The sequence below is a fragment of the Desulfovibrio sp. genome (assembly GCA_016208105.1).
In the GTDB taxonomy this organism is placed as follows: Bacteria; Desulfobacterota; Desulfovibrionia; order Desulfovibrionales; family Desulfovibrionaceae; genus Fundidesulfovibrio.
This window is the reverse complement of record JACQYS010000020.1, coordinates 162,836-185,900: the sequence shown is the minus strand read 5'-3', so window position 1 is coordinate 185,900 and position 23,065 is coordinate 162,836. Positions and strand designations below refer to the sequence as shown.

General features: G+C 60.4%; 20 protein-coding genes. 4 read left to right on the top strand and 16 right to left on the bottom strand.

The genetic code is table 11. The features are described from left to right. Window positions 1–99 precede the first annotated feature (99 nt). Complete coding sequence (locus HY795_12575; protein MBI4806062.1) at window positions 100–1,353, top strand: AMP-binding protein; 1,254 nt, start codon at window positions 100–102, stop codon at window positions 1,351–1,353. An 831-nt stretch (window positions 1,354–2,184) separates the two neighbouring features. Continuing rightward, window positions 2,185–2,397 (top strand): alkylphosphonate utilization protein, encoded by a 213-nt coding sequence (locus HY795_12570; GenBank protein ID MBI4806061.1) that lies wholly within the window; start codon window positions 2,185–2,187, stop codon window positions 2,395–2,397. 9 nt (window positions 2,398–2,406) lie between these two features. On the opposite strand, the gene HY795_12565 is transcribed toward HY795_12570, so the two are convergent. The 15 genes from HY795_12565 to HY795_12495 form a co-directional block, all read right to left on the bottom strand. Next, the gene (locus HY795_12565; GenBank protein ID MBI4806060.1) at window positions 2,407–3,564 is read right to left on the bottom strand and encodes an NTP transferase domain-containing protein; all 1,158 of its coding nucleotides are present in this window, start codon (window positions 3,562–3,564) and stop codon (window positions 2,407–2,409) included. Between the two features lie 70 nt (window positions 3,565–3,634). Continuing rightward, window positions 3,635–4,732 (bottom strand): DegT/DnrJ/EryC1/StrS family aminotransferase, encoded by a 1,098-nt coding sequence (locus tag HY795_12560; GenBank protein ID MBI4806059.1) that lies wholly within the window; start codon window positions 4,730–4,732, stop codon window positions 3,635–3,637. Window positions 4,733–4,754: 22 nt separating this feature from the next. Beyond that, on the bottom strand, window positions 4,755–5,720 hold the full coding sequence (locus tag HY795_12555; GenBank protein ID MBI4806058.1) for a Gfo/Idh/MocA family oxidoreductase: 966 nt from the start codon (window positions 5,718–5,720) through the stop codon (window positions 4,755–4,757). Next, a complete protein-coding gene (locus HY795_12550; protein ID MBI4806057.1) occupies window positions 5,717–7,417 on the bottom strand; it encodes an NDP-hexose 2,3-dehydratase family protein in 1,701 nt (566 codons plus the stop codon). Before HY795_12550 ends, HY795_12555 begins: the two co-directional genes overlap by 4 nt. After that, window positions 7,414–7,818 carry an FdtA/QdtA family cupin domain-containing protein gene (locus tag HY795_12545; protein MBI4806056.1) on the bottom strand — a complete coding sequence of 135 codons (405 nt, stop codon included), beginning with the start codon at window positions 7,816–7,818 and terminating at the stop codon, window positions 7,414–7,416. Before HY795_12545 ends, HY795_12550 begins: the two co-directional genes overlap by 4 nt. Then, window positions 7,815–8,945 carry a glycosyltransferase family 2 protein gene (locus HY795_12540; protein ID MBI4806055.1) on the bottom strand — a complete coding sequence of 377 codons (1,131 nt, stop codon included), beginning with the start codon at window positions 8,943–8,945 and terminating at the stop codon, window positions 7,815–7,817. The genes HY795_12545 and HY795_12540 overlap by 4 nt, the downstream gene beginning before the upstream one ends. A gap of 814 nt (window positions 8,946–9,759) precedes the next feature. Beyond that, entirely contained in the window at window positions 9,760–11,718 is a 1,959-nt protein-coding gene (locus tag HY795_12535; GenBank protein MBI4806054.1) for a hypothetical protein, read from the bottom strand. A gap of 242 nt (window positions 11,719–11,960) precedes the next feature. Continuing rightward, entirely contained in the window at window positions 11,961–13,118 is a 1,158-nt protein-coding gene (locus HY795_12530; protein ID MBI4806053.1) for an iron-containing alcohol dehydrogenase, read from the bottom strand. A 24-nt stretch (window positions 13,119–13,142) separates the two neighbouring features. Then, window positions 13,143–13,922 carry an ABC transporter ATP-binding protein gene (locus tag HY795_12525; protein MBI4806052.1) on the bottom strand — a complete coding sequence of 260 codons (780 nt, stop codon included), beginning with the start codon at window positions 13,920–13,922 and terminating at the stop codon, window positions 13,143–13,145. Between the two features lie 21 nt (window positions 13,923–13,943). Next, entirely contained in the window at window positions 13,944–14,813 is an 870-nt protein-coding gene (locus HY795_12520; GenBank protein MBI4806051.1) for an ABC transporter permease, read from the bottom strand. A gap of 3 nt (window positions 14,814–14,816) precedes the next feature. After that, complete coding sequence (locus HY795_12515) at window positions 14,817–15,614, bottom strand: ABC transporter permease (protein MBI4806050.1); 798 nt, start codon at window positions 15,612–15,614, stop codon at window positions 14,817–14,819. Window positions 15,615–15,687: 73 nt separating this feature from the next. Further along, window positions 15,688–16,755: an ABC transporter substrate-binding protein gene (locus tag HY795_12510; protein ID MBI4806049.1), complete on the bottom strand. Its 1,068-nt coding sequence runs from the start codon at window positions 16,753–16,755 to the stop codon at window positions 15,688–15,690. 85 nt (window positions 16,756–16,840) lie between these two features. After that, entirely contained in the window at window positions 16,841–17,596 is a 756-nt protein-coding gene (locus HY795_12505; GenBank protein MBI4806048.1) for an ABC transporter ATP-binding protein, read from the bottom strand. Between the two features lie 24 nt (window positions 17,597–17,620). Beyond that, window positions 17,621–18,730, bottom strand: a complete 1,110-nt coding sequence (ald, locus tag HY795_12500) for an alanine dehydrogenase (GenBank protein ID MBI4806047.1) — start codon at window positions 18,728–18,730, stop codon at window positions 17,621–17,623. Between the two features lie 27 nt (window positions 18,731–18,757). After that, entirely contained in the window at window positions 18,758–20,137 is a 1,380-nt protein-coding gene (locus tag HY795_12495; GenBank protein ID MBI4806046.1) for an aminotransferase class III-fold pyridoxal phosphate-dependent enzyme, read from the bottom strand. A gap of 387 nt (window positions 20,138–20,524) precedes the next feature. Between HY795_12495 and HY795_12490 the strand changes: the two genes are divergently transcribed. Both HY795_12490 and HY795_12485 read left to right on the top strand, forming a co-directional pair. After that, the gene (locus HY795_12490) at window positions 20,525–20,686 is read left to right on the top strand and encodes a hypothetical protein (protein MBI4806045.1); all 162 of its coding nucleotides are present in this window, start codon (window positions 20,525–20,527) and stop codon (window positions 20,684–20,686) included. Further along, entirely contained in the window at window positions 20,646–21,449 is an 804-nt protein-coding gene (locus tag HY795_12485; protein ID MBI4806044.1) for a GntR family transcriptional regulator, read from the top strand. Before HY795_12490 ends, HY795_12485 begins: the two co-directional genes overlap by 41 nt. A 160-nt stretch (window positions 21,450–21,609) precedes the next feature. Here the strand turns inward: HY795_12485 and HY795_12480 are convergent, their stop codons facing one another. Beyond that, window positions 21,610–23,031, bottom strand: a complete 1,422-nt coding sequence (locus tag HY795_12480; GenBank protein MBI4806043.1) for an NADH-quinone oxidoreductase subunit N — start codon at window positions 23,029–23,031, stop codon at window positions 21,610–21,612. Window positions 23,032–23,065: the final 34 nt, after the last annotated feature.

The following is a 23,065-nucleotide window of genomic DNA, read 5'->3' as shown; positions in this document are numbered from 1 at the left end:
ACAGGCCTCCGGCGGCCGAAGGGCCAATGGCCCTTTGGAAACCCTTATATTACAGTGTGCTAGTATGTGCGGAATAAGGATATCCGGCCAGGAGGCCCCATGACCACGGAGCATCCCTACCACGACTTTGAGACCCTGCCCCCGGCCCAGCGTGAGGCCCGGCTGCTCGCCCGCGTCCAGGAGCTTGTTGCCCACGCCTACGCCAAGGCCCCGGCCTTTTGCTCCCGCATGGAGCGTGCCGGGCTTGTCCCTGCCGATATTACCGGAATGGACGCCTTTTCCCGCATCCCGGTGCTTAGGAAAAAGGATCTTCTGGGCCTTCAGGCCAATGGAGAGAGGCTGGGTGGCCTTCTGAGCGTGGATTTCGGCCGGCTTCGCCATGTCTATCAGTCCCCTGGCCCGCTCTACGATCCGGAAAGCCGCGAGCCGGACTACTGGGGCTGGACCGAGGCTTTCCATGCGGCCGGATTTCGCGCCGGCGATCTGGTGCAGATGACCTTCAGCTACCACCTCACACCGGCCGGGATGATGTTCGAAGAACCTCTGAACCAGCTTGGCTGCGCCGTTATCCCTGCCGGGCCTGGCAACACTCCGGTCCAGATCGAGCTTATGAGGAACCTGCCAGTCACGGGCTTTGTGGGCATGACCAGCTATCTGCGTTCCATAGGTGAAAAAGCGCGGGAAATGGGCCTTGATCCCAAGCGGGACTTTCAGCTGCGGGTGGGGTTCGTGGCGGCGGAGCGTCTTTCCGAAACGCTGCGCAGGGAAGTGGAGGAGATGTTTGGCATGGTGATCCGCCAGGGGTACGGCTCCGCGGACGTGGGCGCCATGGCCTACGAATGCCGGGAACTCGGGGGCATGCACGTTTCCAGCCGGGGCGTGTTGGAAATCTGCGACCCGCAGACCGGGCTTCCCGTGCCGCCGGGCGAGGTGGGCGAGGTGGTGTTCACGCCTTTCTGCAAGGACTATCCGCTTATTCGTCTGGCCACCGGCGATCTTTCCTCTCTGAACGTGGACAAGTGCCCCTGCGGCCGGACCGCGCCCAAGCTCACGGGCATTCTGGGCCGGGTGGACGACACCGCCAAGGTGAAAGGCCAGTTCATTTATCTGGCGCAGGTGGCTGAGGCCGTGGCCCAGTTCCCGGGCATCGCCTCCTGGCAGGTGGTGGTGGACAATCCAGGCGGGACGGACAAGCTTTGCCTGCGGTACCACTGCACCTCACCTGTCGATGAGGACGCCCTGCGTGAAGCGTTCAAGTCCAAATGCAAGATACGCCCGGAACTGAAGGCCTGCACGGCCGAGGCCTTCCCTGAAGGGGCAAAAAAGCTCGAAGACTGCAGAACCTACGATTGAGTCAGAAACGTCAGTCGTTCTGGGGTGACTCCACTTCCGGGAGGAGCTAAGCGCCCTATGTGACAGGGTAAACGCTGGCAGATCTGTTCAGTGCGCAACGCTTTCGCAGTGCCGATGCACTGCTCAAATACCTTCCCTTTTTCTTGCTCCCTGCTCTGGACAAGAATCATTCACTACTTATTTTAAACTCGTGTCCAAGGATATTTGTTGAACCTCAGCGGAGGGAACACCATTGGGTCATTTGGACGAGCAGCGTAAGAAGTAGCGCCATACCAGGCCTCGGAAGCAACGGGAGAAACCCGTCAGCCCAGGCAAACCAGACGGAGTGACCGTCATCATGCGCTACGGATAAGAGAGTCCCTGTTAGCAAGACACCAAGAACAAGATTTCGTTAAAGAGTAAGAACTGAAAAAACATAGCCGGAACAAGTAGTTCCCGCCTCAATACCAAAAGGTCTTCAACTCCAGCGCCCCGTTTCGAAAGAGACGGGGCGCTTCCTTTTTCTCGCATGCTTGCGCGGTTTTCTCGGACTCATGCCCGCGCCAAAACGTAGCCGATATGGCCAATAGCCATCTGAAAAGTGAAAAAGGTTGGCGATGCTCGCGGCAGAAATGGAGAGAACCTTGTCAGTTGACGGTTGGAGCTGGAACTGCGTCCAAAGACAGAAGTCCCCAGGCCCTCCTTCGAAGTTTGAGGTGTCCCGCAAAGAGGGGAAACATTTGATTGGACATGAAAACCCCTGGTTCGTATGGGTCGTGCCGGCGTGAGACCGGTCAAGGCGCCAGCTTCCAAAACCCCAGCTCGAAAGCAAGGAGCACTGATATGGATGATATGAAAGTGAAGGACAGCAACGGAACGCTCCTTTCAAACGGCGACAGCGTCACGCTCATCAAAGACCTGAAGGTGAAGGGGAGTTCCGTGACCCTCAAGAGGGGAACGCTCATCAAGAATATCCGCCTCACCTCCAACGAAGGCGAGATCGAATGCAATGCCGACAAGGTCAAGGGCCTGGTGTTGAAGACCTGCTTTTTGAAAAAGGCGTAGTCAAAAGTCCTACAGGTCGGATTGCTGCATTTGGGGATAGTAGAGCCCGGCCCGCTCAAAGATGGCTTTGAGCGGCATTCCCGTTTCCCGCTCCACGCGTTCCAGCATCGCCAGCGCCCTGTCCCGGCGGCCGCTGATGGCTGAAAATGCCTTTGGGTCGTTCCCGTAGCGGTCCAGCTTCTCCTGGAAGCGCTTGTGGATGTTCACCGGCCAATCGCCCATCACCAGTTTGTTGGCCAGGTAGACCACCTCGCGCTCGGTAATAGGGGCGATGTCCGGGATGCTCACGTCGCGGTGCGCCTCCACTATGCTCGCCGCATCCGGGAAACCGGCGGCATTGAGAATCCGCGCGCCCTGGGCCTCATGGTTCTTGCGGCTCTTGGCGATGTCGTGAAGCAAGGCGGCGGAGTGCGTCAAATCCATGTTCAATGGCCAGCCTCGGGCGTCGTTTAGGGCGCTGGCCAGTGCCAGGGCGATCCGGGCCACGGCGTGCGCATGGGCCAAGTCCCGGCCATTGACGCAGTGCATTTCAAGAAGAGCCAGTGCCTCCTCAGGCGTGGGGCGGTTCAGGCGGCGAACCCGGCGCAGGGCTTCCCGATAGTCTTGCGGGGTGTCGAGATCGAAGAGGATGTTCGCGTCGGCCACTGGAATATCTTCCGCGCCTAAACGCTTTTCAAGCTCCCGCAAGGCCTCGCTCAACCCGCCTGCGCCGTTCCATGAGGACACATAGGGCAGGCATTTGGCTGCAACGAACAGGGGGTGTCCGCGCTGTCCATGAAATGTGGGGTACGCGATTGCCATGTCCCCGAAGCTCTCCGCAAGCGTGCGAATGGTCTGGTGGCGCACCAGGGGGATGTCCACCGGCAAAACCAGGACGGCGTCGATATCTGTTGGCAGCGTGGAAATGCCGGTCAGCACCGAGGAGAACTCACCCTGTTCGAAGTCGCGGTTGACCACGCACGTAATGGAGAGCCTGGCCGCCTCGGCATAAACCTCGCTGGCATTGTGCCCGGCGACAACCAGAATGTCCTCCACTCCTGCCTTGCGCAGGGTGCGGGTCACCCAGCCGAGCACGGTGGAGTCGCGCAGGGGCATGAGCGGCTTGAACCCGTCCATGCGGGAGGAAAGTCCCGCAGCAGGCACCAATGCCGCTATGCGGGGGGGCATTCGTTCCCCTGCTGCGGCTTGTTCGGGATGTGCTTCACCAAAGCCCAAGAGCGTCCTTTGATGAACCGTGTCAGGCCAGTTGCAGAAGGGCGTCGATGACTTCCTCCTGCTCGGAGGGCGTAAGCCCGGGGTACATGGGCAGGGAGAAGATGCATTTTGCCGCGGCCTCGGTGTGAGGCAGAGCTCCCGTGGGGTAACCAAGGTGGGCATAGCCCGGCATGGTGTGGATTGGCCATGGGTAGCTTATGTTGAGCAGAATCCCCTTGAGCTTCAGCTGTTCCATGATCCTGTCCCTCTCCTGGTGGCGCACCACGTAGAGGTAATAGGCGTGTTCGTTGCCTGGAGCAGTGGCAGGCAGAACATAAGGCGAATCCGCCAGGGCCTCGTCGTAACGGGCCGCGATCTTTCTGCGGCGGGCGATGGCGGCGTCCAGGCCCTTAAGCTTTATGCGCAGCATGGCCGCATGGACCTCGTCCAGGCGGGAGTTGTACCCCTGTTCCAGGGAATAATAGGTTTTCTCCATGCCGTAGAAACGCAGCCTGCGCAGCTTGGCCTCCACCCCCGGATCATTGGTGAGGGCCATGCCTCCGTCGCCGTAGGCGCCAAGCAGCTTGGTGGGGTAGAAGGAGAAGGCGGACGCGCTGGAGAGCGAACCCGCCTTGTTGCCATGCCTGGTTGCGCCATGGGCCTGGGCGCAGTCCTCCACCACCAGCAGTCCGTGCTTTTTTGCCACGGCGTTCACCGCTTCCATGTCGACCATCTGCCCGTACAGGTGGACGGGAACGATGGCGGCCGTTTTCGGGGTGACGGCTGCCTCCAGACGGGCCGGGTCCATCAGATATGTCCTGGGATCGATGTCGCAAAAGCGGGTGACGCCCCCGGCGTTCACGATGGCAGCCACGGTGGGCACGGCTGTGTTGGACGTGGTGACCACTTCCCCGCCAGGCTTAAGGCCGGCTGCCAGAAGAGCCAGGGTCAAGGCATTGGTGCCGTTGTCCAACCCGACTCCGTGTGATGTTCCGCAATAGGCGGCGAACTCTTTCTCAAATGCCTCGACATTGGGACCGAGAATCAGCTTTCCCGAAGAAAAGACACTGTCCACCGCCTGAAGGAACTCTTCGCGCAGGGATTCGTACTCGTCGAGATAGCCCCACACGGGGATGGTCATGGTGATGCTCCTGTGGTTTCGATCAAGCCGTCATGCTGGCTGCGGCGATCAGTCTGGCCAAGACCTGAGAGTCTTCGCGCAGGGCTCGGGCGAACTGCGAACCGTCTCCCGCTCGTATGGCCGCAAAAAAGCGGGAGAAGAACAGGGTGAAGGGGTCGGCCGGTGCGAAACTCTCCCGCCCAGAGCCCTGCGGCGCATTATATTCGATCTCCAGGTGTTGATCCGGCGGGGGGGTGAAGGCACGGTCCATGCGGGCAGCCAGGCAGGGGCCCAGAACCTGAAGGGTGTTGGCGTAGCCCGTATCAAAGCCGAATACTCCCGTGAAGCTCCGGCCTCCGGGATAGGTGAAGAGACAGGCGAAAGATGTTTCCACCCCGGAGTCCTCCCCTTGGGCGTCCGCACTGCCCAGCCTGTGGCAGCATACTTCCAGCGGCGCGCACCCGAAGAAGAATCGGCCGGGACTCACCGCATAGGGCCCCAGGTCCAGGAACGCGCCGCCGCCCAGGGCCTTGTCCATGCGGAAATTGCCTGGGGGCAGGGGAGGGAAGGAAAAACACGCTGAAAGCCGGGTGGGGCCTCCCACCGCTTCGAAAAGACGTTTCATGGCTGCGGCCCGGGGATGTTCATTCCAGACCGTGACCTCAGCCAATACCAAGCCGCGTGACCGGGCCAGATCAAGGGCCGTATCGGCTTGCGTCGCATTGAGGAAAGCGGGTTTGTCCACGGCCACGTGTCTGCCGCTGGCCAGAGCGTCCAAAACCAGCCGGGAATGCATGCCGTTGTAAGTGGAGATGTAGACGGCCTGCGCTTCGCTCTGGGCGAGCGCCTCCTCGTAGACTGAGAACGTCCGCATGGGCACTCCCGCAGGAGCCTCGCACGGGACATGCGACGCGGAGCATACGTCCAGGGAGGAGACCCCTGTCGCAGCCAGGGCAGGGAGCACCCTGCGCCGGAAAATGTCGGAAACTCCGAGGACGAGCAGTTTCATGCCTGGCTGTCGGGAGATCCGGAATCGTGTGTTTGTGACGAGCCGGCAGCAAAGCCCACTGCATCGCCAACCGCGAGACGATGTGCCCTGGTTGACGCGTTGGCCAAAACATCAGGTAGTACAGCGTCCTGTGACAGCTGGTCCTGGACGTTTTGCATAGAGTGCCCGCTGGTACGCTTGGCATCTCTCCGGCCGGGAACGGCCCGGAGCCTGGCCACGCTGTTGCTTGAGGCCGATTTCAACTGGTCGGGCCACGTACCGGTTTCAGGCAGGACGCTCAGGCAGGAGAGCAGGTTCCTGGCCTCCATGTTCACGTGGGCATGGCGCGCCAGCCTGAGCAGTTGACCAAGGCTCATCCAGCGGTAGTGCGGACCCGGGTGGGACATGCCGTCAGGGGCGTGCAGGAAAATGTACTCGTTCTCGAAATGGTGGAACCGGCCACCCTCTTCGGATTGGACGCATCGATGGAAGACATTTTCCGGGGCGGGGTCGATGAAGAGTTCGAGGAGTTTGGGGGCGAGCCTGCCGCCAAGGCGTTCCCGGGCGTCGCTGCAGGAAACGGTTGGACCGACTTCCACCCCGTTGTGGCTTCCCGGCTCCAGGCTGGCCCGAACAAGAAAGTGAAGCACCCCGTTTATGGTCTTGAGCAGGAACCCGCGCAAGCCCCGCTTCGGGTGGTGCAGGATGGGCTGAGACCAGCGCAGCGTTTCCCGGCAGCAGGCCTCAACGTCCAGGCCGATTATCGAGAAGTGCTGGCCTGTTTCGTGGCGGATGGAGGTATCGTCCGCGGTCCAGTGCCGCAGCTGGTCCAGAGGCACCCTGGAAATATTCAGGGAGTGGCGGGTTTTCAGGTTGTTCAGCCAGGCGAGAATCTCCTCCATGCTGGAGTGCTCCTGGCCGGTATTGGAAGTGGAGCTGCACAGGGCCAACCCTCGCTGTCCCAAGGCCTCCCACCAGCTTCCCAGTCCGCAGGGATCGAGGCAACCGTCCAGGTTCACCAGGGGAATGAGCGAGAGCACGGAGCGGGCATCCATGTTGACCACGTTCTCCACGTGCATCAGGGCCTTGATCTGGCCAAGGGTCATCCACTTGTAGGGATCTCTGACCTCGATGTCATGGGTTGTCTCCACGATCATGTTCCGGTTGCGTTTGCCCAGAAAACGGCTGCCCTGTTCGGTCTGAAGATGGTCCAGGAGGGTCCTGGAGCGCATGGAGCTGGTGAAGAACTCCAGGTATGGGGTGTCCTTGCCTTTGTGTACGCGGGTATAATTGCTCCAGGTGGCCTGCACCGTGGGAGCCAGCTGGAGCACGTTGATATTGCCGGGTTCGCGTTTGGCCTGCACCAGGAAATGGGGGATGCCGTCAAACTTGCGGGTCAGAAAACCCAGGATGCCGATCTCGGGCTGATTGATGATGGGCTGGTCCCAGCTTTTCACCGGGCCGAAGGTGGTTTCCACCCTGACGCCCACCAGGGCAAAAAAGCGTCCGCTGCGGTGATACATCATGCGCGGGGATTCGCCAAACTCCCAGCCGTCCACTTGGGAGAGAGGGATGACACGGGTTTCGAACCCCTTTTCGTCTCGTTGGGCCAGATACCAGGCATAGGCGTCTTCGACGCTGGGGCATTGGCCGCTCAAGGCCAGGTGCGAACGCAGGAAAGCCGCTTCCGGTCCAACTTGTCGCGAAAAACGGATCATGGGGTCATCTCCCTCAGGAAATCCTCGTATGTGCGGATGGAACGGCTCATGTCGTAGATGGTGCTGGCCAGCACCAGACAGACCGCACCGGGGCTGAAGTCAGTCAGGGTCACGTACACCATGGGGGGCATGTAGACCCCCCTGGAGGGATCATCCAGAACATATGTGAGGCTGGACTTGGCGTCGGTAAGGGTGATCCTGAATGATCCGGCCGCGGCCAGAACCACCTGTTCGGTGTCCCGATGGGCATGGCCGCCCCTGTCGGCTTCCATGTGGTGCATGAAAAACACCCGCCGGATTTCGAAGGGCACGCCAGCTCCCTGTTCCAGCACGGACAGCCGTCCTCTGGAGTCGGAAATGGTGGGGATGTCCACCAGGCGGACTTTGCTCAAGGGGCTCATCGGCGTGGCTCCCGGCTGGACATCGCCTTTTTCTTCTTACCCGCTTGGGCAACCGTATGCGGCCCAGGTTTTGGCAGCTTTCCGGACTCCGGTCCTCTGGAACTCTCCTCGTCAGGAGCGCACCCGGCTCCGTGACGATCCCTCACAACGAATTGGGGAGAGCCGTTTAGCTCCATCAGGGCCCGTATGGAATACTCTGCAGCGAGTCCCGTCCCGGCAAGCATGGCCCCTCCCAAAAGGCAGATCAGCCCCCCCAGCATCCAGGGGGTAGACCACATGGTCAGCCCAACCGCGAAGGTTCCAATGCCCGCAAGGCCAAGTATCAAGCCAGTGGCGGCAGCAAACCGCGCCGGGGCGGGAGAGAAAGAGGCGAACATGGTGAGCCAGAGGGAGAAAAGCTTGGCTGGGGTATAGCCGGATATTCCCCGCGCTCTCTCATGGTGTTCCACCGCGACCTGTCCCACCCGGTCCGTGGATCGCAGAATCAAGCCGTCCAGATAGGGCCAGGGGCCCGTGTATTCGACAACCTTTTCACGAAGGAACCGGTTTAAGCATTTGAAGCTGGAGAGGTAGAGGCCTTCCGGTTTTCCAAGAAGCCGGCGGGACATGCACCCGTTGAGCCAACTGCCCAGATTGCGCCAGAAGGAGTGCCTTTTTTCGATGAAGGCCCCGTATACGGCGTCGAATTCTCCCGCGACGCAATGGGCGAGCAGGCGTGGAGCTTCTGATGGAGGATTCTGGAAATCGTCGTCTAGGATGAGGGTGTAGTCCCCCCGGGCGGCTTTCAAACCGGCCATGACGGCGTTGTGCTCGCCGAAGTTCTTGGAAAGCCTCAGATAGGTGACCACGTCCGGATACCGCCCGCAAAGCCCCAGACAGACCTCGTGGCTGGCGTCCCGGCTGCCGTCGTTGACCAGGACGATCTGGAGTAAGCGGCAGGAGAGGGTGGACATGATCTCGACGCATAAGGGATCGATGCTCTTTTCGGCGTTGTAGACCGGTATGACCACCGAGACATCCAGCGAGGAAAAATCCGCCTTGAGTTCACCCGGTTGCTTCGGAAGGGGCGATGTGGAGGGCGGTATGGGCCTGCGGGCTGTTGCGAACACCGAAAGACCTGCGGGCATGCTCACGCCGAGGCGTTGGATGAGGCGGTTTTCCAGGGAACGTATCCGAAACAGCAGAGAGTTTACTGGCTTGGGCAGAGCGAAAAGGTCCGAGGAGGGATCGCCCTTGCGTTCGGGCAGGATTTTCTTGGCCAGCCGGTAGCAGGCGGCCGGCAGAAAGAGAATCGAGTTGGAATAGCCGCACCGGTCGATCTCGAAACCCGCAGTCTCCAGCAGGCGGCGCACCTCAGGGGCTGTATAGCGGCGAACCACTCCCACGGCCCGGTCATGTTCGCTGTGGAGCCATTGGAAGGCCGTGGCGTTGAGCACCAGCCGGCCACCGGGCTTGAGAACCCTTAATAGTTCATGAAGGACATCCTGAACGGCGTGCTGGGGGACGTTTGAGAGCACGTCCAGGCTGAGAACCGCGTCGAAAGTGCCTGACAAGTAGGGGATGGACAGGGTCGTGGCCCGGACGAACCGGCCGGGGGTGCGCCTCGCCGCAAGACGCAGGGCTTCGCCGGAGAGGTCGAACCCAAAAGCATGTTCGGCATGGAGAATTTCGAGCATCATGCCCGTGCCGCATCCCGCATCCAGTATTCGCCGGGGACCTTCTCCGGCTGGAGCCTTTTCCAGAGCCAGCAGCACTTGGTCGTGCAGTCCCCGGTACCACCAGTGGGACTCTTCGGCCGAAAACATGGCCTCGTATTCGCTGTTCAGCATCACGCCCATGGTGTTTCAGGTACTCGGCGGAGAAAGTTGACAGGGTAAGGGCATGGCTGGCTCATTGTGTGGTCAGATATAGGAGAAATGTTACATTACAGAAACATTACACTCAAGGGGTACCTTTCAGCAGGTCCTCCTGGGGGGCCCAGCATTGGGCAAAGCGGGGAAGGAAATTGCTGGTGAAAAGCGGTCTGTCCAGGACGAAACGGACATCCTGCCCGTCAGCCATGCCCAAGGCCACACTGATGATGCCGGGCTGGCGGGTGAAAATGGAAAAGTCCAGGCGGATATCGACGCTTTCTCCTGGCGCGAGGCGCTCAGGCAGGGGATGCGAACCGATCGGGCGCGGGCTCTCTCCCGGCAGGGCGGTGAATAGGACGATGCGTACGATTCCTGCCGGATCCGACTGATTCAAGATGAAACTCTCCGCGGACGCGTTGGTCAGGCGCATTGGCAGGGATCCGCCGGTCAGCGGGCAGACCTTGACACCCCGGACCGGGGTTGTTGCTTGCAGAAACGACCACTCGAAGCCACGGGGGCAGGGGGTGGTGCCGGATGATTGAGGCGAGGCCGGGGCTTGCGCGAATACCCTGAATGCTCCTGTAGACATCAGTGTTTTCCGGCTTGTTCCGTCTGGTGCGGAAAGCCCCAGAAGAGATGCCAGCGCGTTGGGAAACGCAGCCGGAGCGCCGGTGTCCAGAAGGCTTGCGCGGCAGGAGGCAAGCTGATGTATTTCTTCAAGATTTGTGTGGGTGTAGGGCGTCAGCACGGCCAATCCCGGCCGAGCATCCAAGGTTCGCCATATGTCGTAGAGCCCGGAAAAGACCGGTGAGAAGGCCTTGTCCAGCCCCCTGGCCATCAAAAGAACCCGGAGGCTCTGGGATACTTCGGCCTCACCGGACTCTCTCGGGAAGACAAGGGGAGCGGCTGGCTGGCCGGGCTCCGGGCGGTTGGCGCTCAGATAGTTCAGAAACTGTTCCGCTCCTTTTGCCGCGGCCTTGTTGAAATCGAGAAAGCCGTACCCGGCAATCGCCCAGAGGCAACCAGCAAGGAGACAACCCGGGAAGAGCACAATTCGAAATGCGTTGCCGCCGCGCGGGAGAATTTCAGATGTCCAGGCCAGGGCGGGTGGAAGAACCGGCAGAATGAAAGCGTAGGCTGGCAGGAGATACCATGGAGAGGTGATGCGAAGCCCCAGGTAGGCCCCGGCGTAAACCAGGGACGCGGCCAGACATGCGGTTTCGAAAGGTGCGATGGTACGGGCTTTGAGAAGCCGGAACCAGTGCGTCAGACAGATGATGAACATGGCGACAAGCGGAGCGTCGTTTCGTGCGAAGAATTCGGCGGTGACGGCCATGCCAAGGGTGCGCCCGACGGTGTAGTCGTTCTCCGTCATGTAGCTGTACCCGAAGGCCATATACGATAGAAAAAAGAAGGTCGCGCTGGCCATGAGGCATGTGCCCATGAACCGGTCCGGGGGAGCGCTTCGGCGAGGCATGAGGAAGAGAACCGCGCCCATGGTCCCCACGGCCAGAAATCCAGGTTCCTTGTGAAACAGGGCGATGGTGGCGCAGGCCAGGGCGAGTGGAAAGCGCCATGCGGGACCCCGTTCCCGGTCAGGCAGGAAACACAGGGCGGCCAAAAAAAGCGTGAACGGGGTAAGTTCGGCAACGAAGAGCCTGGACACCGCCACCATGTACGCCGGTGAACCGAAAACGAAGAGGGCTACAACGAAAGCCATGCGGGGAGACGCTCCGGCGCGGCGCAGTATGCCCAGGGCGAAATACGCCCCAGCGAGAACTTTCAAGGCCTGGATGGAGTAGAAGAGCGGAGCCGAGAGGATGCCGAATTCCCGGAGTATGAAGAATTCCTTGCCGCACAGCGGATAAAAGCGACCGGAGGGATCGCCCCAGAGCATTTTCCAGTGGCCGTGAACAAGGGACTCTTCAAAAAAGAAATAGTCGTCGATGAGGCCGAAGGCGGCCCGGTCAAAGACAAGCCAGGCCAGGCAGAATGCCGCCAGCCAGTAGGCTGCCAGCCAGGGTCTGTCTTTCTCAGTCCAGGCCATCGCACCCTTGCCGCGTTGTCCAGGCGGACGTGAAAGGTCCGGACGAGAGCATTCTGAATGTCATGTCCAAGGGTAGCAGCGGGTTGGTCGAAAGTCATCAGCCAGAAAGCCATGCCGGACAAGGGCGGTTGGTTGTCGGCAGACGCTCCTGCCACCAAAAGAGTTCAGCCCCATTGGGATTTCTCCATGGGGCTGAAACCGGGTAACCAATACCCTAAGCCATACGTTCAGCGGCGACTATTCTAGTCGCCGTAGTTGGCCTTCAGAAGCTCCACGACCTCCTTCTCGGTCACGGCCCTCGGGTTGTTGCCGATAAGCCGCGCCGCTCCAAGAGTGGCCTTGGCGATGTTTTCGATGGCCTCGCGGGGCACGCCGTAGCTTTTCAATGTGTAGGGGATGCGCAGATCATCCAACAGAGACTTCACCGCCTTGACGCTCAAGCGCGCCGCCTGGATTTCGGGCAGGCCCTGGACGCTCTCGCCGAAAAGCCGGGCAATCTCGATGAACTTGGCCGGGGTGGCCAGCAGGTTGAACTCCATCACCCATGGGCAGATGAAGGCCGTGAGCAATCCGTGGGGCAGATGGAACTTGCCGCCGATGGCCAAGGCGATGGCGTGGATGAGCCCGTTCTGGGTGTTGGAAAAGGCCATTCCGGACAGGCAGCTGGCGTAGAGCATGTTCTCCCGTGCCGCCCTGTTCGACCCGTTGGCAAAGGCCTTGCGGAGGTTGGCGGCCACAAGAGCGATGGATTCGCGGTTCAAGAGGTCCGTGAAGGGCGTGGCCCGTACGCCCGTGAAGGATTCGATGGCGTGGACCAGGGCGTCCATGCCCGTGGTTGCAGTGAGAGCCGGAGGCAGGCCGATGGTGAGTTCCGGATCGAGCAGGACGACCTTGGCGAACATGTGTTCGCTCACGATACCTTTTTTGACATCGTTTAAGGTGTCGGACAGAACGCTGATGGAGGTCATTTCGCTGCCGGTTCCGGCCGTGGTCGGTATGAGCAGGAGCGGCAGGCCCGGTTTGGGTACCAGTTCCATGCCAAAATACTTGTCGATGGGGCCTTCGTTGGTCATGAGCACGGACGTGGCCTTGGCGATGTCTAAGGAACTCCCGCCACCCATGCCGATGATCACGTCCGGCTTGGCTTCTCTGGCGGCCGCCAGGCTCAGGTCCACCACTTCGATCTTGGGGTCCGGTTCCACGCCCGTGAAGAAGTCGGTCTTGAGCCCCGCATTCTCCAATGCCCTAGCCAGGATGTCCAGAATGCCAGCCTTCTGGACTCCCGGGTCCGTGACCACCAGGACCTTGCCAGCGCCCAGGCGTTTTGCTTCCTCACCAACGGACTGGATGCTGCCGAAACCATGAACGATCCTTCGGACCGAGTTGAACGCGTGAACCACGGTGTACCTCCGAGTGTCTGGAATCTAGAGGGTGAGTACCGACGAGTCGATGATCTCCCGGCGCATCTCGAGAAATCGCATGTCGGTTAAGTCCCTGGGTCTCGGGAGATCGACGGTGTATGTCCGCTGCACCCGGCCCGGGAGCTTGCCCTCCATGGTCACGATGCGGTCTCCGAGGAAAAGGGCTTCGTCGGTGTTGTTGGTGACAAACAGGACAGTGCGCTTCTCGTGCTGCCAGATGCGTTCCGTCTCCTGCTCCATGAATATCCGCGTCTGGGCGTCGAGCTGTCCGAAGGGTTCGTCCAGGAGCATGACTTCGGGCTTGTTGGCGTAGGACCGGGCTATGCCCACCCGCTGCTTCATGCCGCCCGAGAGCTGGTGCGGGTAGTGCTGCTCGAAGCCGGAAAGACCCACCAGGTTGATGTAGTGCAGGGCGATCTCGCGCTGCTGGCATTTGGGCAGGCCGCAGAGCTTGGGACCCATCTCCACGTTTCCGAGCACCGTCTTCCAGGGAAAGAGCATGTACCCCTGAAACACCAGGCCACGGTCCGCGCCGGGCCCGGTCACTTCCTTGCCGTCCAGGGTGACTGTCCCGGAGGTGGGGATTTCAAGCCCGGCCATGATGCGCAGGAGCGTACTTTTGCCGCACTGACCAGGGCCTAATATCACCAGGAATTCGTTCTCGTGGACCTCGATGCTCACGTCCTCGAGCACGGGCACTTCCTGGTGGCCCTTCTGGATGAAGGTCTTGCACACGTTCTTGCATTCAATCTTTATCTTGGAAGGCTTGGCGGCATTGTCCACGGCGTGGTCCTTGCTGAGGGGTTAGAGGCCCGCGACCTTTCGTTTCCACGGGCACAGCTTTCTCTCCAAGGCGGTGACCAGAAGCGTGGTGCCCCAGGCCGCCATGGCGATGACAGCCATGCCGCCCATCACGAGAGCCGGTTGGGAGAGGTTCATGCCCTGGACGATGATGAACCCGAGCCCGGACCGGGCGCTGACCAGTTCGGCGGCCAGAACGCAGGTCCAGGCTATGGAGAGCGAAATCTGAAGCCCGGCGAAGATGGCCGGGAACGAGGCCGGGAAGCACACGTGCAGGATTTCGTCGCGCCGGTTGCCGCCCAGGGTCCGGATGACGTCGTAGAGCTCGGGTTCAACCAGGCGGACGCCGTTGTAGGCATTCAGCAGGCAGGGCACGAACGTTCCCAGGACGATGATGAAGACCTTGGAAGTCTCTCCGATGCCGAACCACAGGATGGAGATGGATATCCAGGAGATGGGCGGCATGGGCTTCAAAAGGTCGAAGAGCGGCTTGACCAGGGCGTTCACGTAGCGGTTGAGCGCCATGAACAGGCCCAGGGGCACGGCGATGGCCGCGGCTATGGAAAAGCCGACCAGCACGCGCTGGGTGCTGGCCCAGATGTGACCCCAGAGGGTCATTTCGGCCAGTTCGTTGTCCCAGAGGTACACCAGCTGTTCGAGTACCTCCACGGGAGTGGCCAGGGCGCTGGTACCGCCGCCGAGAGCTCCGAAGCGGGCCACCGTGTCCCAGGTGGTGAAGAACGCGACCAGGGAGACGCAGTACAGGAACCAGCGGTTGCCGAGCACCCTCCTCAGGGTAAGTGGGCCGTGGTCCGAACACCCCGAGACGGTTTCGTTGGCTACTGCGGTGCAGTGTGGTGTTTTTTTGGACATGAGTTATCTCCTGATCCCGGCCAGGAGCCGTTTTTCCACCCTGTCGATGGCCACTCCGATGACCGCGCCCGTGAGCCCCACCATGAACATGCCGAGCACCACCATCTCCGGCAGGGCCAGCCTGCGGCCCATGGTGATCATGAATCCGAGCCCCGCGTCGGCGGCCAGAAGCTCCGCGGCCACGAGGTTGGTCCAGCAGCAGGCCAGGGCGATCTGCAGGGCTCCGAAAACCATGGGCAGGGCCGAGGGGATGCACAGCCTTTTGAAGATCTGCCAGTCGCTTGCCCCGTAGGTCCTGGCCATCTGGATAAGCGTCGGGTTGGTCATCTTCACTCCCACGTAGGCGTTAATGACGCAGGGGACCAATCCGCCTATCCAGATGATGAATATCTTGCCTGGCAGGCCGATGCCGAACCAGAAGATGGTCAGGGGAATCCAGGCCACGGGAGGTATGGGGCGGATGATTTCGAACACGGGACGGGCCAGACCTTCGGCCGCCACGAACCAGCCCATGGCTAATCCCAAAGGCAGCCCGACCATGAGGGACAGAAAGTAGCCGCTGAAGGCTTCCTGAATGCTTATCCAGGCATGCTCGTGCAGCAGCGCGCCATCCGGATCGGCGTTCCACAGCTTCAGAAAGAGCAGCTCCACCACAGTGCTCGGGGCGGCCAGCATGGTTTCCGGCACCATGCCGGTGCGCACCACGAACTCCCAGACGGCGAAGAACCCGGCCACGCTCACCACCGGCAGAATCTTCAGAGCCAGCGGCGTGTGGACTTTGATCTCCCTGTAGGCTGTCATGCATCCCCCTCTATCAAGGGTTGGATCGCCCGGGAGGCCCTCCTGTAAAGGCCTCCCGGGCGGGCTTACGCGTTTATTTTACGTTGGGAACCATCTTCAGGAACTTGTCGGTGATGTAGAAGCCGGTCTGGAGCTTCTCGCCCTCGGCGGGTTTCAGCTTGCCGAGTTCGGTGAAGAATTTGACCAGATCCTTCTGCCAGGCCTGCACCTGGCTTTCGCCCTTGGAAGAGTCGAACATCTTGAGCTGTTCTTCCAGTGTGAACACCGGGTGCAGCTCCAGGTCCATCTTGGCTTCGTCCTCGGTCATATTGAGGCCGGCCCACTTGAGGAACTTGGCGTATTCCGGAGCCAGCTTGACGCCTTCCTTGCGCAGAAGGTCGATGCCCTGGAAATAGACCTTCAAGAACTTGGCCACTTCTTCGGGGTTCTTGTCGCAGTAGTCCTTGTCGCCGATGAGCACGATGGGCACGAACCCGCCGGCCTTCTTCACGTCCGAGGCCACTTTCCAGCCCTTTTTCAGGCCGTTGTACATCTGGGGGGCCCAGAGGACCACGGCGTCCCCGATGCCCTTCTCAAATGCGGCCACGCACTGGGCCGGGTCCATGTTCTTTATCACCACGTCCTTGTCGGTGAGGCCCAAAGCCTTGAGCCACAGGCTCATGGCGTAGTGGCCCGAGGAGATGGTGGTGCACAGGATGGTCTTGCCCTTCACGGTTTCGGCCGAGCCGAACACGTCAGGGTATTTGGGGTTGGCGCCCTTGGCCTTCAAAATGGGGCTGTCCGGGCGCACGAGCACGGCATTGGTCACGGATTCGTCGTTGCCGATGCCAATGAGATAGGCGTTTTGGCGCAGGGCCCCGAACATCATGGGCACGCCGCCGGTTCCGCCGACCACCCATTGCTTGGCGGGCAGGGCTTCGATCTGGGCCATGCCCGAATCGAACATGTGCAGTTTGAATTCGAATCCCTGGGCCTTGTCCCAGCCTTTTTGCTTGGCGTACCACGGGACGAAGGTCTCGTGTTCGGCCTGCCAGGTTGTGTTGAGAACTTTGGGCGTGCCTTGAGCCTGGGCGGAGATCGACAGAGCCAGTAGGAGCGCACAGGCTGCGAGGGCTGCCATCCAACGTTTCGTTTGAAGCATACGCGAACCTCCTCGTTGTCGGCCGTTGTTTCGAGTCTTGAGCTTTAGACTTCCTACGCCGCATATCCCGCGCCGGGCGCGGGGATCACCACCAGCGGATCAGGTCCGTGACCTGCCGCCGGATCCGCACGAATTCCGGGTCCATGAAGTCCCTGGGCCGAGGCAGGTCCACCTTGATCTCCGCCTTGATGGTGGTGGGCTTGTTGGAGAGCACCAGGATGCGCTCGGCCACGTAGACTGCCTCTTCAATGTTGTGGGTGATAAAAAGCACCGTGCTCTTGAGGTCTCGCCACAGGTTGACCAGCTCGTCCTCAAGGTAGAACCTGAGCTTCACGTCGAGCTGCCCGTAAGGTTCGTCCATAAGCAGAAGATCCGGGTCCACGGCGAAGGCGCGCGACACGGCGATGCGCTGCATCATGCTGGCCGAGACCTGGTTGGGGAACAGATGGGCGCACTGGGTAAGGCCCACCATTTCGAGGATGCGGTCCAGGCGCTTTTCTATCTCATTCCTGGGCAGTCCCTTGATTTCCATGCCGAAGGCCACGTTGTCGCGCACCGTGCTCCACGGCATGCAAGTGGGTTCCTGGAAAACAAAGGATATGTTGTGGCGTTTGGGGTCCGCGTCTTCGCCGTTTATGAGAATCTGGCCACTCGTGATGGGAATGAGGCGCGACAGGGCGTTCAAAAACGTGGTCTTGCCGCACCCTGTCGGGCCGACGATGGCCACGAATTCACCTTCGGCCACATCAAAGGAGATGTCGTCGAGGACCAAGAGCTCGCCGAACCTCTTGGTCAGGTTCTTGACCTCGATCTTGACCTTGCGCTGGTCCTTCTCTTCCACGGCGGGCTCCCCCTGTTGTTGCGGCTACAGCACCTGATCGGCCGGGGTGTAGGGCAGCCCGAAGGCTTCGGCCACCGCGGCGTACGTTATCTTGCCGTCCACCACGTTGAGTCCCTTCAGGATGTCTTCATTGGCGCGGCAGGCGTCCTTCCAGCCCATGTTGGCGATCTTCACTGCATAGGGAAGGGTGGCATTGGTCAGGGCCAAGGTGGAGGTGATGGCCACGGCACCGGGGATGTTGGCCACGCAGTAGTGCTGCACACCGTCCACCTCGTAGACCGGGTCGCTGTGGGTGGTGGGCCGTGATGTCTCGAAGCAGCCTCCCTGGTCGATGGCCACGTCCACCAGGATGGCGCCCTTGCGCATGAGCTTTAAGTCGTCCCGGCTTATCAGGTGGGGAGCCTTTGCACCCGGGATGAGCACGGCGCCCACCACCACGTCGGCCAGGGGCAGAAGCTTGCGGATGTTGTAGGCCCCGCTCATCATGGTGATGCAGTTGGGGGGCATGATGTCATTCAGGTGGCGCAGGCGGTCGAGGTTCATATCCAGCAGGTAGACCAGGGCGCCTAAGCCGCAGGCCATCTTGGCGGCATTGAGCCCCACCACGCCTCCGCCGATGACCACCACGGTTGCCGGCTCCACCCCGGGGACTCCGCCCATCAGCTTGCCCATGCCGCCAGTGGGGATTTCCAGGTATTTGGCCGCCTGTTGTATGGCCATGCGCCCGGCCACTTCGGACATGGGAGTGAGCAGCGGCAGGCTGCCGTCCTTTTTCTGGATGGTCTCGTAGGCGATGTTTACGTTGCCGGCCTTCATGAGGGCCTTGGTCTGGGCTTCGTCCGCGGCAAGATGCAGGTAGGTAAAGAGTATCTGGTCCTTGCGGAGCTTGCCGAATTCCGACGGCTGGGGCTCCTTCACGTGCATGACCATGCCGCATTGGGCGAAGATCTCGTCGGCCGTGGCCAGCGACGCCCCGGCAGCGGTGTAGTCGTCGTCGGGAAAGCCCGCCCCGGCCCCTGCTCCCTTTTCCACAAGAACTTCGTGCCCGCCCGAACGCATGGCCAGCACCCCGGCCGGGGTCATGGAAACGCGGTTCTCTTTGACTTTTATCTCTTTTAAAACGCCGACTTTCATGTGTGTGTCTCCTTGCAGGTTGGCGCGTCAGCCCAGGATTTTGGCAATTGCCTGGCGAAGGGTGGAAACGATGGCGTCGATGTCCGCCTTGGTAACCACATAGGCCGGTGCCATGTTGATGATGTTGTTGAGTCCAGGGAAACTGCGGTTGGTCCGGCCGAGCAGCACGCCCTGGGCGGCGGCTTCACCGACGATCTGGATGACCTTGCTCTCGGGCAGGGGCTTTTTGGATTTCTTGTCCTCGACGAATTCCACGCCGCACAGGAGCCCCTTGCCGCGCACGTCCCCGACATTGGGATGGGTAAGGAGGCCTCTGAGCCCATCCAGCAGGTAGGCGCCCATGGCCGTGACGTTAGAAAGGAGATTCTCTTCCTCGATGATCTTCATGTTCTCCAGGGCGGCGGTGCAGGCGGCGGCGCAGCCGCCGTAGGTGCTTATGTCGCGGAAGTAGGCCAGCTTGTCGGCCGGGTCGTGCAGGAAGGCCTTGAAGATGTCCTCGGTGGTGGCGGTGATGGAGATCGGCATGTAGGCGCTGGCCACGCCCTTGGCCATGGTCACGATGTCCGGGGTCACCCCGTACTGCTGGTAGCCGAACATGGTGCCAGTGCGGCCCATGCCGCAGACCACTTCGTCCATGATTATGAGAACCCCGTGCCTGCGGCAGATTTCCGCGAGCACGTCGTAGTATTCGCTCACCGGGGGTATCACCCCGCCTCCGGCGGTGATGGGCTCCACGATGAGGCCGCCGATGGTCTCCGGGCCTTCTTCCTGGATGATGCGTTCGACCGACTTGGCGCAGTCGATGTCGCAGCCGGGGTAGGTCTTGCCGAAGGCGCAACGGTAGCAGCAGGCGTGGGGGAACTCCACGAAACCTGGAACGAACGGACCGAACCACTCTCTGCGCTCGGGCTGTCCGCAGGAGCTCAGCGCGGCAATGGTGGTGCCGTGGTAGTCGCGGTTGCGGTACAGGACCTTTTTCTTAGTGGTGTTGCCGGTGATGTGGGCCAGGGCGCGTACGATCTTATAGGCCTTCTCGTTGGCCTCGGAACCGCTGTTGGACAGGTAAATCCGGGTAAGCCCGGGCATGTGGGAGGTGACCTCTTCGGCGAGCTCGATGAAGGGGATGTTGCCTGCGGTGGCAGCGTAGTAGGGCATCTTCTTCATCTGGGCGCAGACTGCGTCCGCGATGCGGTCCCTGCCGTAGCCCACGTTCACGCACCAAACCCCGCCGGAGGTGGCGTCCAGGTACTCCTTGCCGTTAATGTCTTTGAGCCGCAATCCGTCACCCTCGACCACGATCATTGGCCCTTTGGCGGCAAAGGCCTGGTGCTGCACCAGGTGGTGCCACACGTGCGTGAGGTCGGACTGGGCATAGGCTTCCGGGCTTACTGTTTCGGACTTGTTCATCATGTCCCTCCTCGGAGTATCTCGGGTGACGGATATTCATCCGCCCTGGGTTCGATTTCGACTCCTGTGCCTGCGCGGGTGTTTGCCTTTCCTGGGAGTGCAGGAAGCCTGCGCAAACTTTGTCTAGACATGATGATGTGAGGTTGTTATTTTTTTGTCAAGCGGTTTTTAGAAAATCCCATGGTCTTCCCGGAGCGGAAAAAGATCTCCAGGTTGTCTAGACAATATGGTGGAGGGCTAGCGTGAATTTGTCAAGCTGCGAGTGCAAAAATTTTCAATAATGAAAAAATATTGGCAAATTCAATGTGTGGTGCTGCGATAACATCTTGAATTTAAATGACCATGTCGTTTAATAAAAAAATGGCGATATCCGCCAGGAGGAGGAAAGTGGAAAAGAAGACTGGAACACCAGGCAACACAGGCTCGACCATGACCGTTCTTTCCGGCTATGGTGTGCTGCAAGCACAGAGTGAAAAGCCGCAGCGTCTGTGCTCTGCTGGTTCTTGCGATGGGGCAGGCATCAGCGCATGGTATTCTCGGAAAGCATGAAAACTTGACGGAGGCGATTTTGACCACCAAATCGAAATACATGGCCATTTACGAATGGCTCTCCGAACAGATAACCAGCAAGGCGTTCCGCCCTGGCGACAAAATCCCCAACGAGAGCGAGCTTTCCACGATGTTCGGAGTGCACCGGATGACGGTGCGCCAAGCCATCGACAAGCTCGTGAGCGACCACATGCTGGTGCGCAAGCGCGGCAAGGGAACGTATCTGCTCTCCGAAAAAAGGCCGGTGCTCACCCGGTCCCTGGAAACTATCTCCACCTACCACGACGATATCGCCAAAGCGGGTTTGGTGCCGCGCTACAAAACACTCGAAGCCAAGACCATCCCTGCCGATGAAACGGTTGCGGCGCATCTCAAGGTCGCTGTGGGGTCGGAGGTCATCTCCCTGTATCGTCTCATGCTCGCAAGCGACGTCCCCCTGGTTCTGGAGCATTGTTTTCTTCCGGCCGAGCTGTTTCCCGATCTGCTGACGCTTTCCTTGGACACTGTTCTGTATAAAATAATCGACAGCGTATACGGCATGAACCTCATCCATTCACGCCAGGAGATAGGCGCCGTCATGCCAAGCGAGAGCGAGCGGAAGCTTCTGAAGATTGGGGAGAGATGCCCGTGCATCTGGTCCGAAGGGGTGGTGTTCAACGACAAGGGGCGGGCGGTGGAATTCACCCACGCCATCTACCGGGGAGACAAATACAGGTTCAAATGCTCGATAGGCCGGTATCTGTGCGAGGATATCGCCGGTTGAGGCGGGAGACATCCGTTGAAGCGGATGCGGAGCAAGTGAAGAGCCCTCGTTTTCAGACGAACTTTAACCAATAGGGGAGAGAGCCTCCCCAAACAATTTATGCCGCAGGCGTCCGCTCAGGGCGCCTGCGGCATTTTGTCAGCGTTAAATATGATCGGTCCTACAGGATGGTGCGCACCGCATCGGTGGCGATCTTCAGGATGCTGTCCGGGGCGACGCCCAATGCGATGATGATGACCACCAGGGCCAGGCTGACAGCCTTGGTGGTGCCGTCCACCACCAGAGCGGGGCGGTCGCCAGGGCTGGCCGTGTAGGTCACCCGGACCACGGACAGATAGTAGTAGAGCGATATGGCCGTATTGATGGCCGCCAGGATGACCAGGGTCACGTAGCCGGCCTTGTAAGCGCCGGTTAAGAGCATGAATTTGCCCATGAAGCCGACGAAGGGCGGAATGCCTGCCATGGCGAACATGCTGACGGCCATGGTGAAGGCCAGCAGGGGCGAGCGCTTGTAGAGGCCGCTCAAGTCGCTGATGCGCACGTTCTCACCTTGCTGCGACACCTTGCACACCACAAGGAAGCCAGCGATGTTCATGACCAGATAACCCACGATGTAGTAGAGCGAGGTGGCGTACCCGGCGTCCTGCAGGGTGACCAGACCCAGCAAAACGTAGCCCGCGTGTGCGATACCGGAGAAGCCGAGCATGCGTTTGACGTCGGTCTGCACCAGGGCGATCAGGTTGCCGTAGAACATTGAGCAGATGGAGAACACCATGAGCATTGTGATGATGGCCTGCCCCTCAGGGGTCACCAAGGTGACGATGCGGATCAGAATGGCCACTGCGGCTATCTTGGGCACGGAGGCGATGAAGGCGGTGGTCTCGTTGGAAGCGCCCTGGTAGACGTCCGGCGCCCAGAAGTGGAAGGGAAACACCGCCAGCTTGAAGAAGAAGCCGCCCATGACCATGGCGATGGCCACGATGGCCACAGGGTTGCCCATCATCTGCTGCAGGGCGGGCAGAAGCTTCACGAAGTACGTGGTGCCGGTCAGGCCGAACATGTAGCTCATGCCGAAAAGCATCACGCCGGTGGCCACTACACCGAACAGCACGTACTTTATGGCGGATTCCATCTGCATGCGCAGACCCGAATGGTCGTCGCGCATGGGGACCAGCAGGTAGAGCGAGTAGGACGACAGTTCAAGGGCGATGAACATGGTAAGCAGCTCGACGCTGCTGACCAGCATGAGAAGGCCGAGCGTGCTTAACGTCAGGAAGAAGTAGTACTCCGGGCGGACATCGTCGGCGACTCCTTTGAGCTCGGTGCCGAAAAGCAGCACAATGGCGAAGCCTACGGATATGACGAGCTTGAGGGACTGGGAGAACAGGTCGATCTTGTAGGCGTCGTAGAACAGCGCCCCCTCGAAGCGAAGGCAGCCGACGCAGACGGCAATGTTGAGCAGGGCCATGGCCAGGGTGATCGCCCTGGCTGTCCTGCCGCTGGTCTTGCCGGTGCTCATCAGAAAAAGGACAAGGCCGCCCATCAAGAGGAGCAATTCAGGGGCAAACAACGTGAGCTTCATATTGTAGCCTTTGCTTGGTCCTTAAGTGTTCTTA

Bases quoted from the DNA above. Each gene is read 5' to 3' on its own strand.
- HY795_12550 (MBI4806057.1), bottom strand. From the start codon at position 7,417: ATGATCCGTTTTTCGCGACAAGTTGGACCGGAAGCGGCTTTCCTGCGT.
- HY795_12495 (MBI4806046.1), bottom strand. From the start codon at position 20,137: ATGAACAAGTCCGAAACAGTAAGCCCGGAAGCCTATGCCCAGTCCGAC.
- HY795_12510 (MBI4806049.1), bottom strand. From the start codon at position 16,755: ATGCTTCAAACGAAACGTTGGATGGCAGCCCTCGCAGCCTGTGCGCTC.
- HY795_12565 (MBI4806060.1), bottom strand. From the start codon at position 3,564: ATGCCCCCCCGCATAGCGGCATTGGTGCCTGCTGCGGGACTTTCCTCC.
- HY795_12560 (MBI4806059.1), bottom strand. From the start codon at position 4,732: ATGACCATCCCCGTGTGGGGCTATCTCGACGAGTACGAATCCCTGCGC.
- ald (MBI4806047.1), bottom strand. From the start codon at position 18,730: ATGAAAGTCGGCGTTTTAAAAGAGATAAAAGTCAAAGAGAACCGCGTT.
- HY795_12555 (MBI4806058.1), bottom strand. From the start codon at position 5,720: ATGAAACTGCTCGTCCTCGGAGTTTCCGACATTTTCCGGCGCAGGGTG.
- HY795_12575 (MBI4806062.1), top strand. From the start codon at position 100: ATGACCACGGAGCATCCCTACCACGACTTTGAGACCCTGCCCCCGGCC.
- HY795_12515 (MBI4806050.1), bottom strand. From the start codon at position 15,614: ATGACAGCCTACAGGGAGATCAAAGTCCACACGCCGCTGGCTCTGAAG.
- HY795_12480 (MBI4806043.1), bottom strand. From the start codon at position 23,031: ATGAAGCTCACGTTGTTTGCCCCTGAATTGCTCCTCTTGATGGGCGGC.
- HY795_12570 (MBI4806061.1), top strand. From the start codon at position 2,185: ATGAAAGTGAAGGACAGCAACGGAACGCTCCTTTCAAACGGCGACAGC.
- HY795_12535 (MBI4806054.1), bottom strand. From the start codon at position 11,718: ATGGCCTGGACTGAGAAAGACAGACCCTGGCTGGCAGCCTACTGGCTG.
- HY795_12485 (MBI4806044.1), top strand. From the start codon at position 20,646: ATGGGGCAGGCATCAGCGCATGGTATTCTCGGAAAGCATGAAAACTTG.
- HY795_12520 (MBI4806051.1), bottom strand. From the start codon at position 14,813: ATGTCCAAAAAAACACCACACTGCACCGCAGTAGCCAACGAAACCGTC.
- HY795_12540 (MBI4806055.1), bottom strand. From the start codon at position 8,945: ATGCCCGCAGGTCTTTCGGTGTTCGCAACAGCCCGCAGGCCCATACCG.
- HY795_12545 (MBI4806056.1), bottom strand. From the start codon at position 7,818: ATGAGCCCCTTGAGCAAAGTCCGCCTGGTGGACATCCCCACCATTTCC.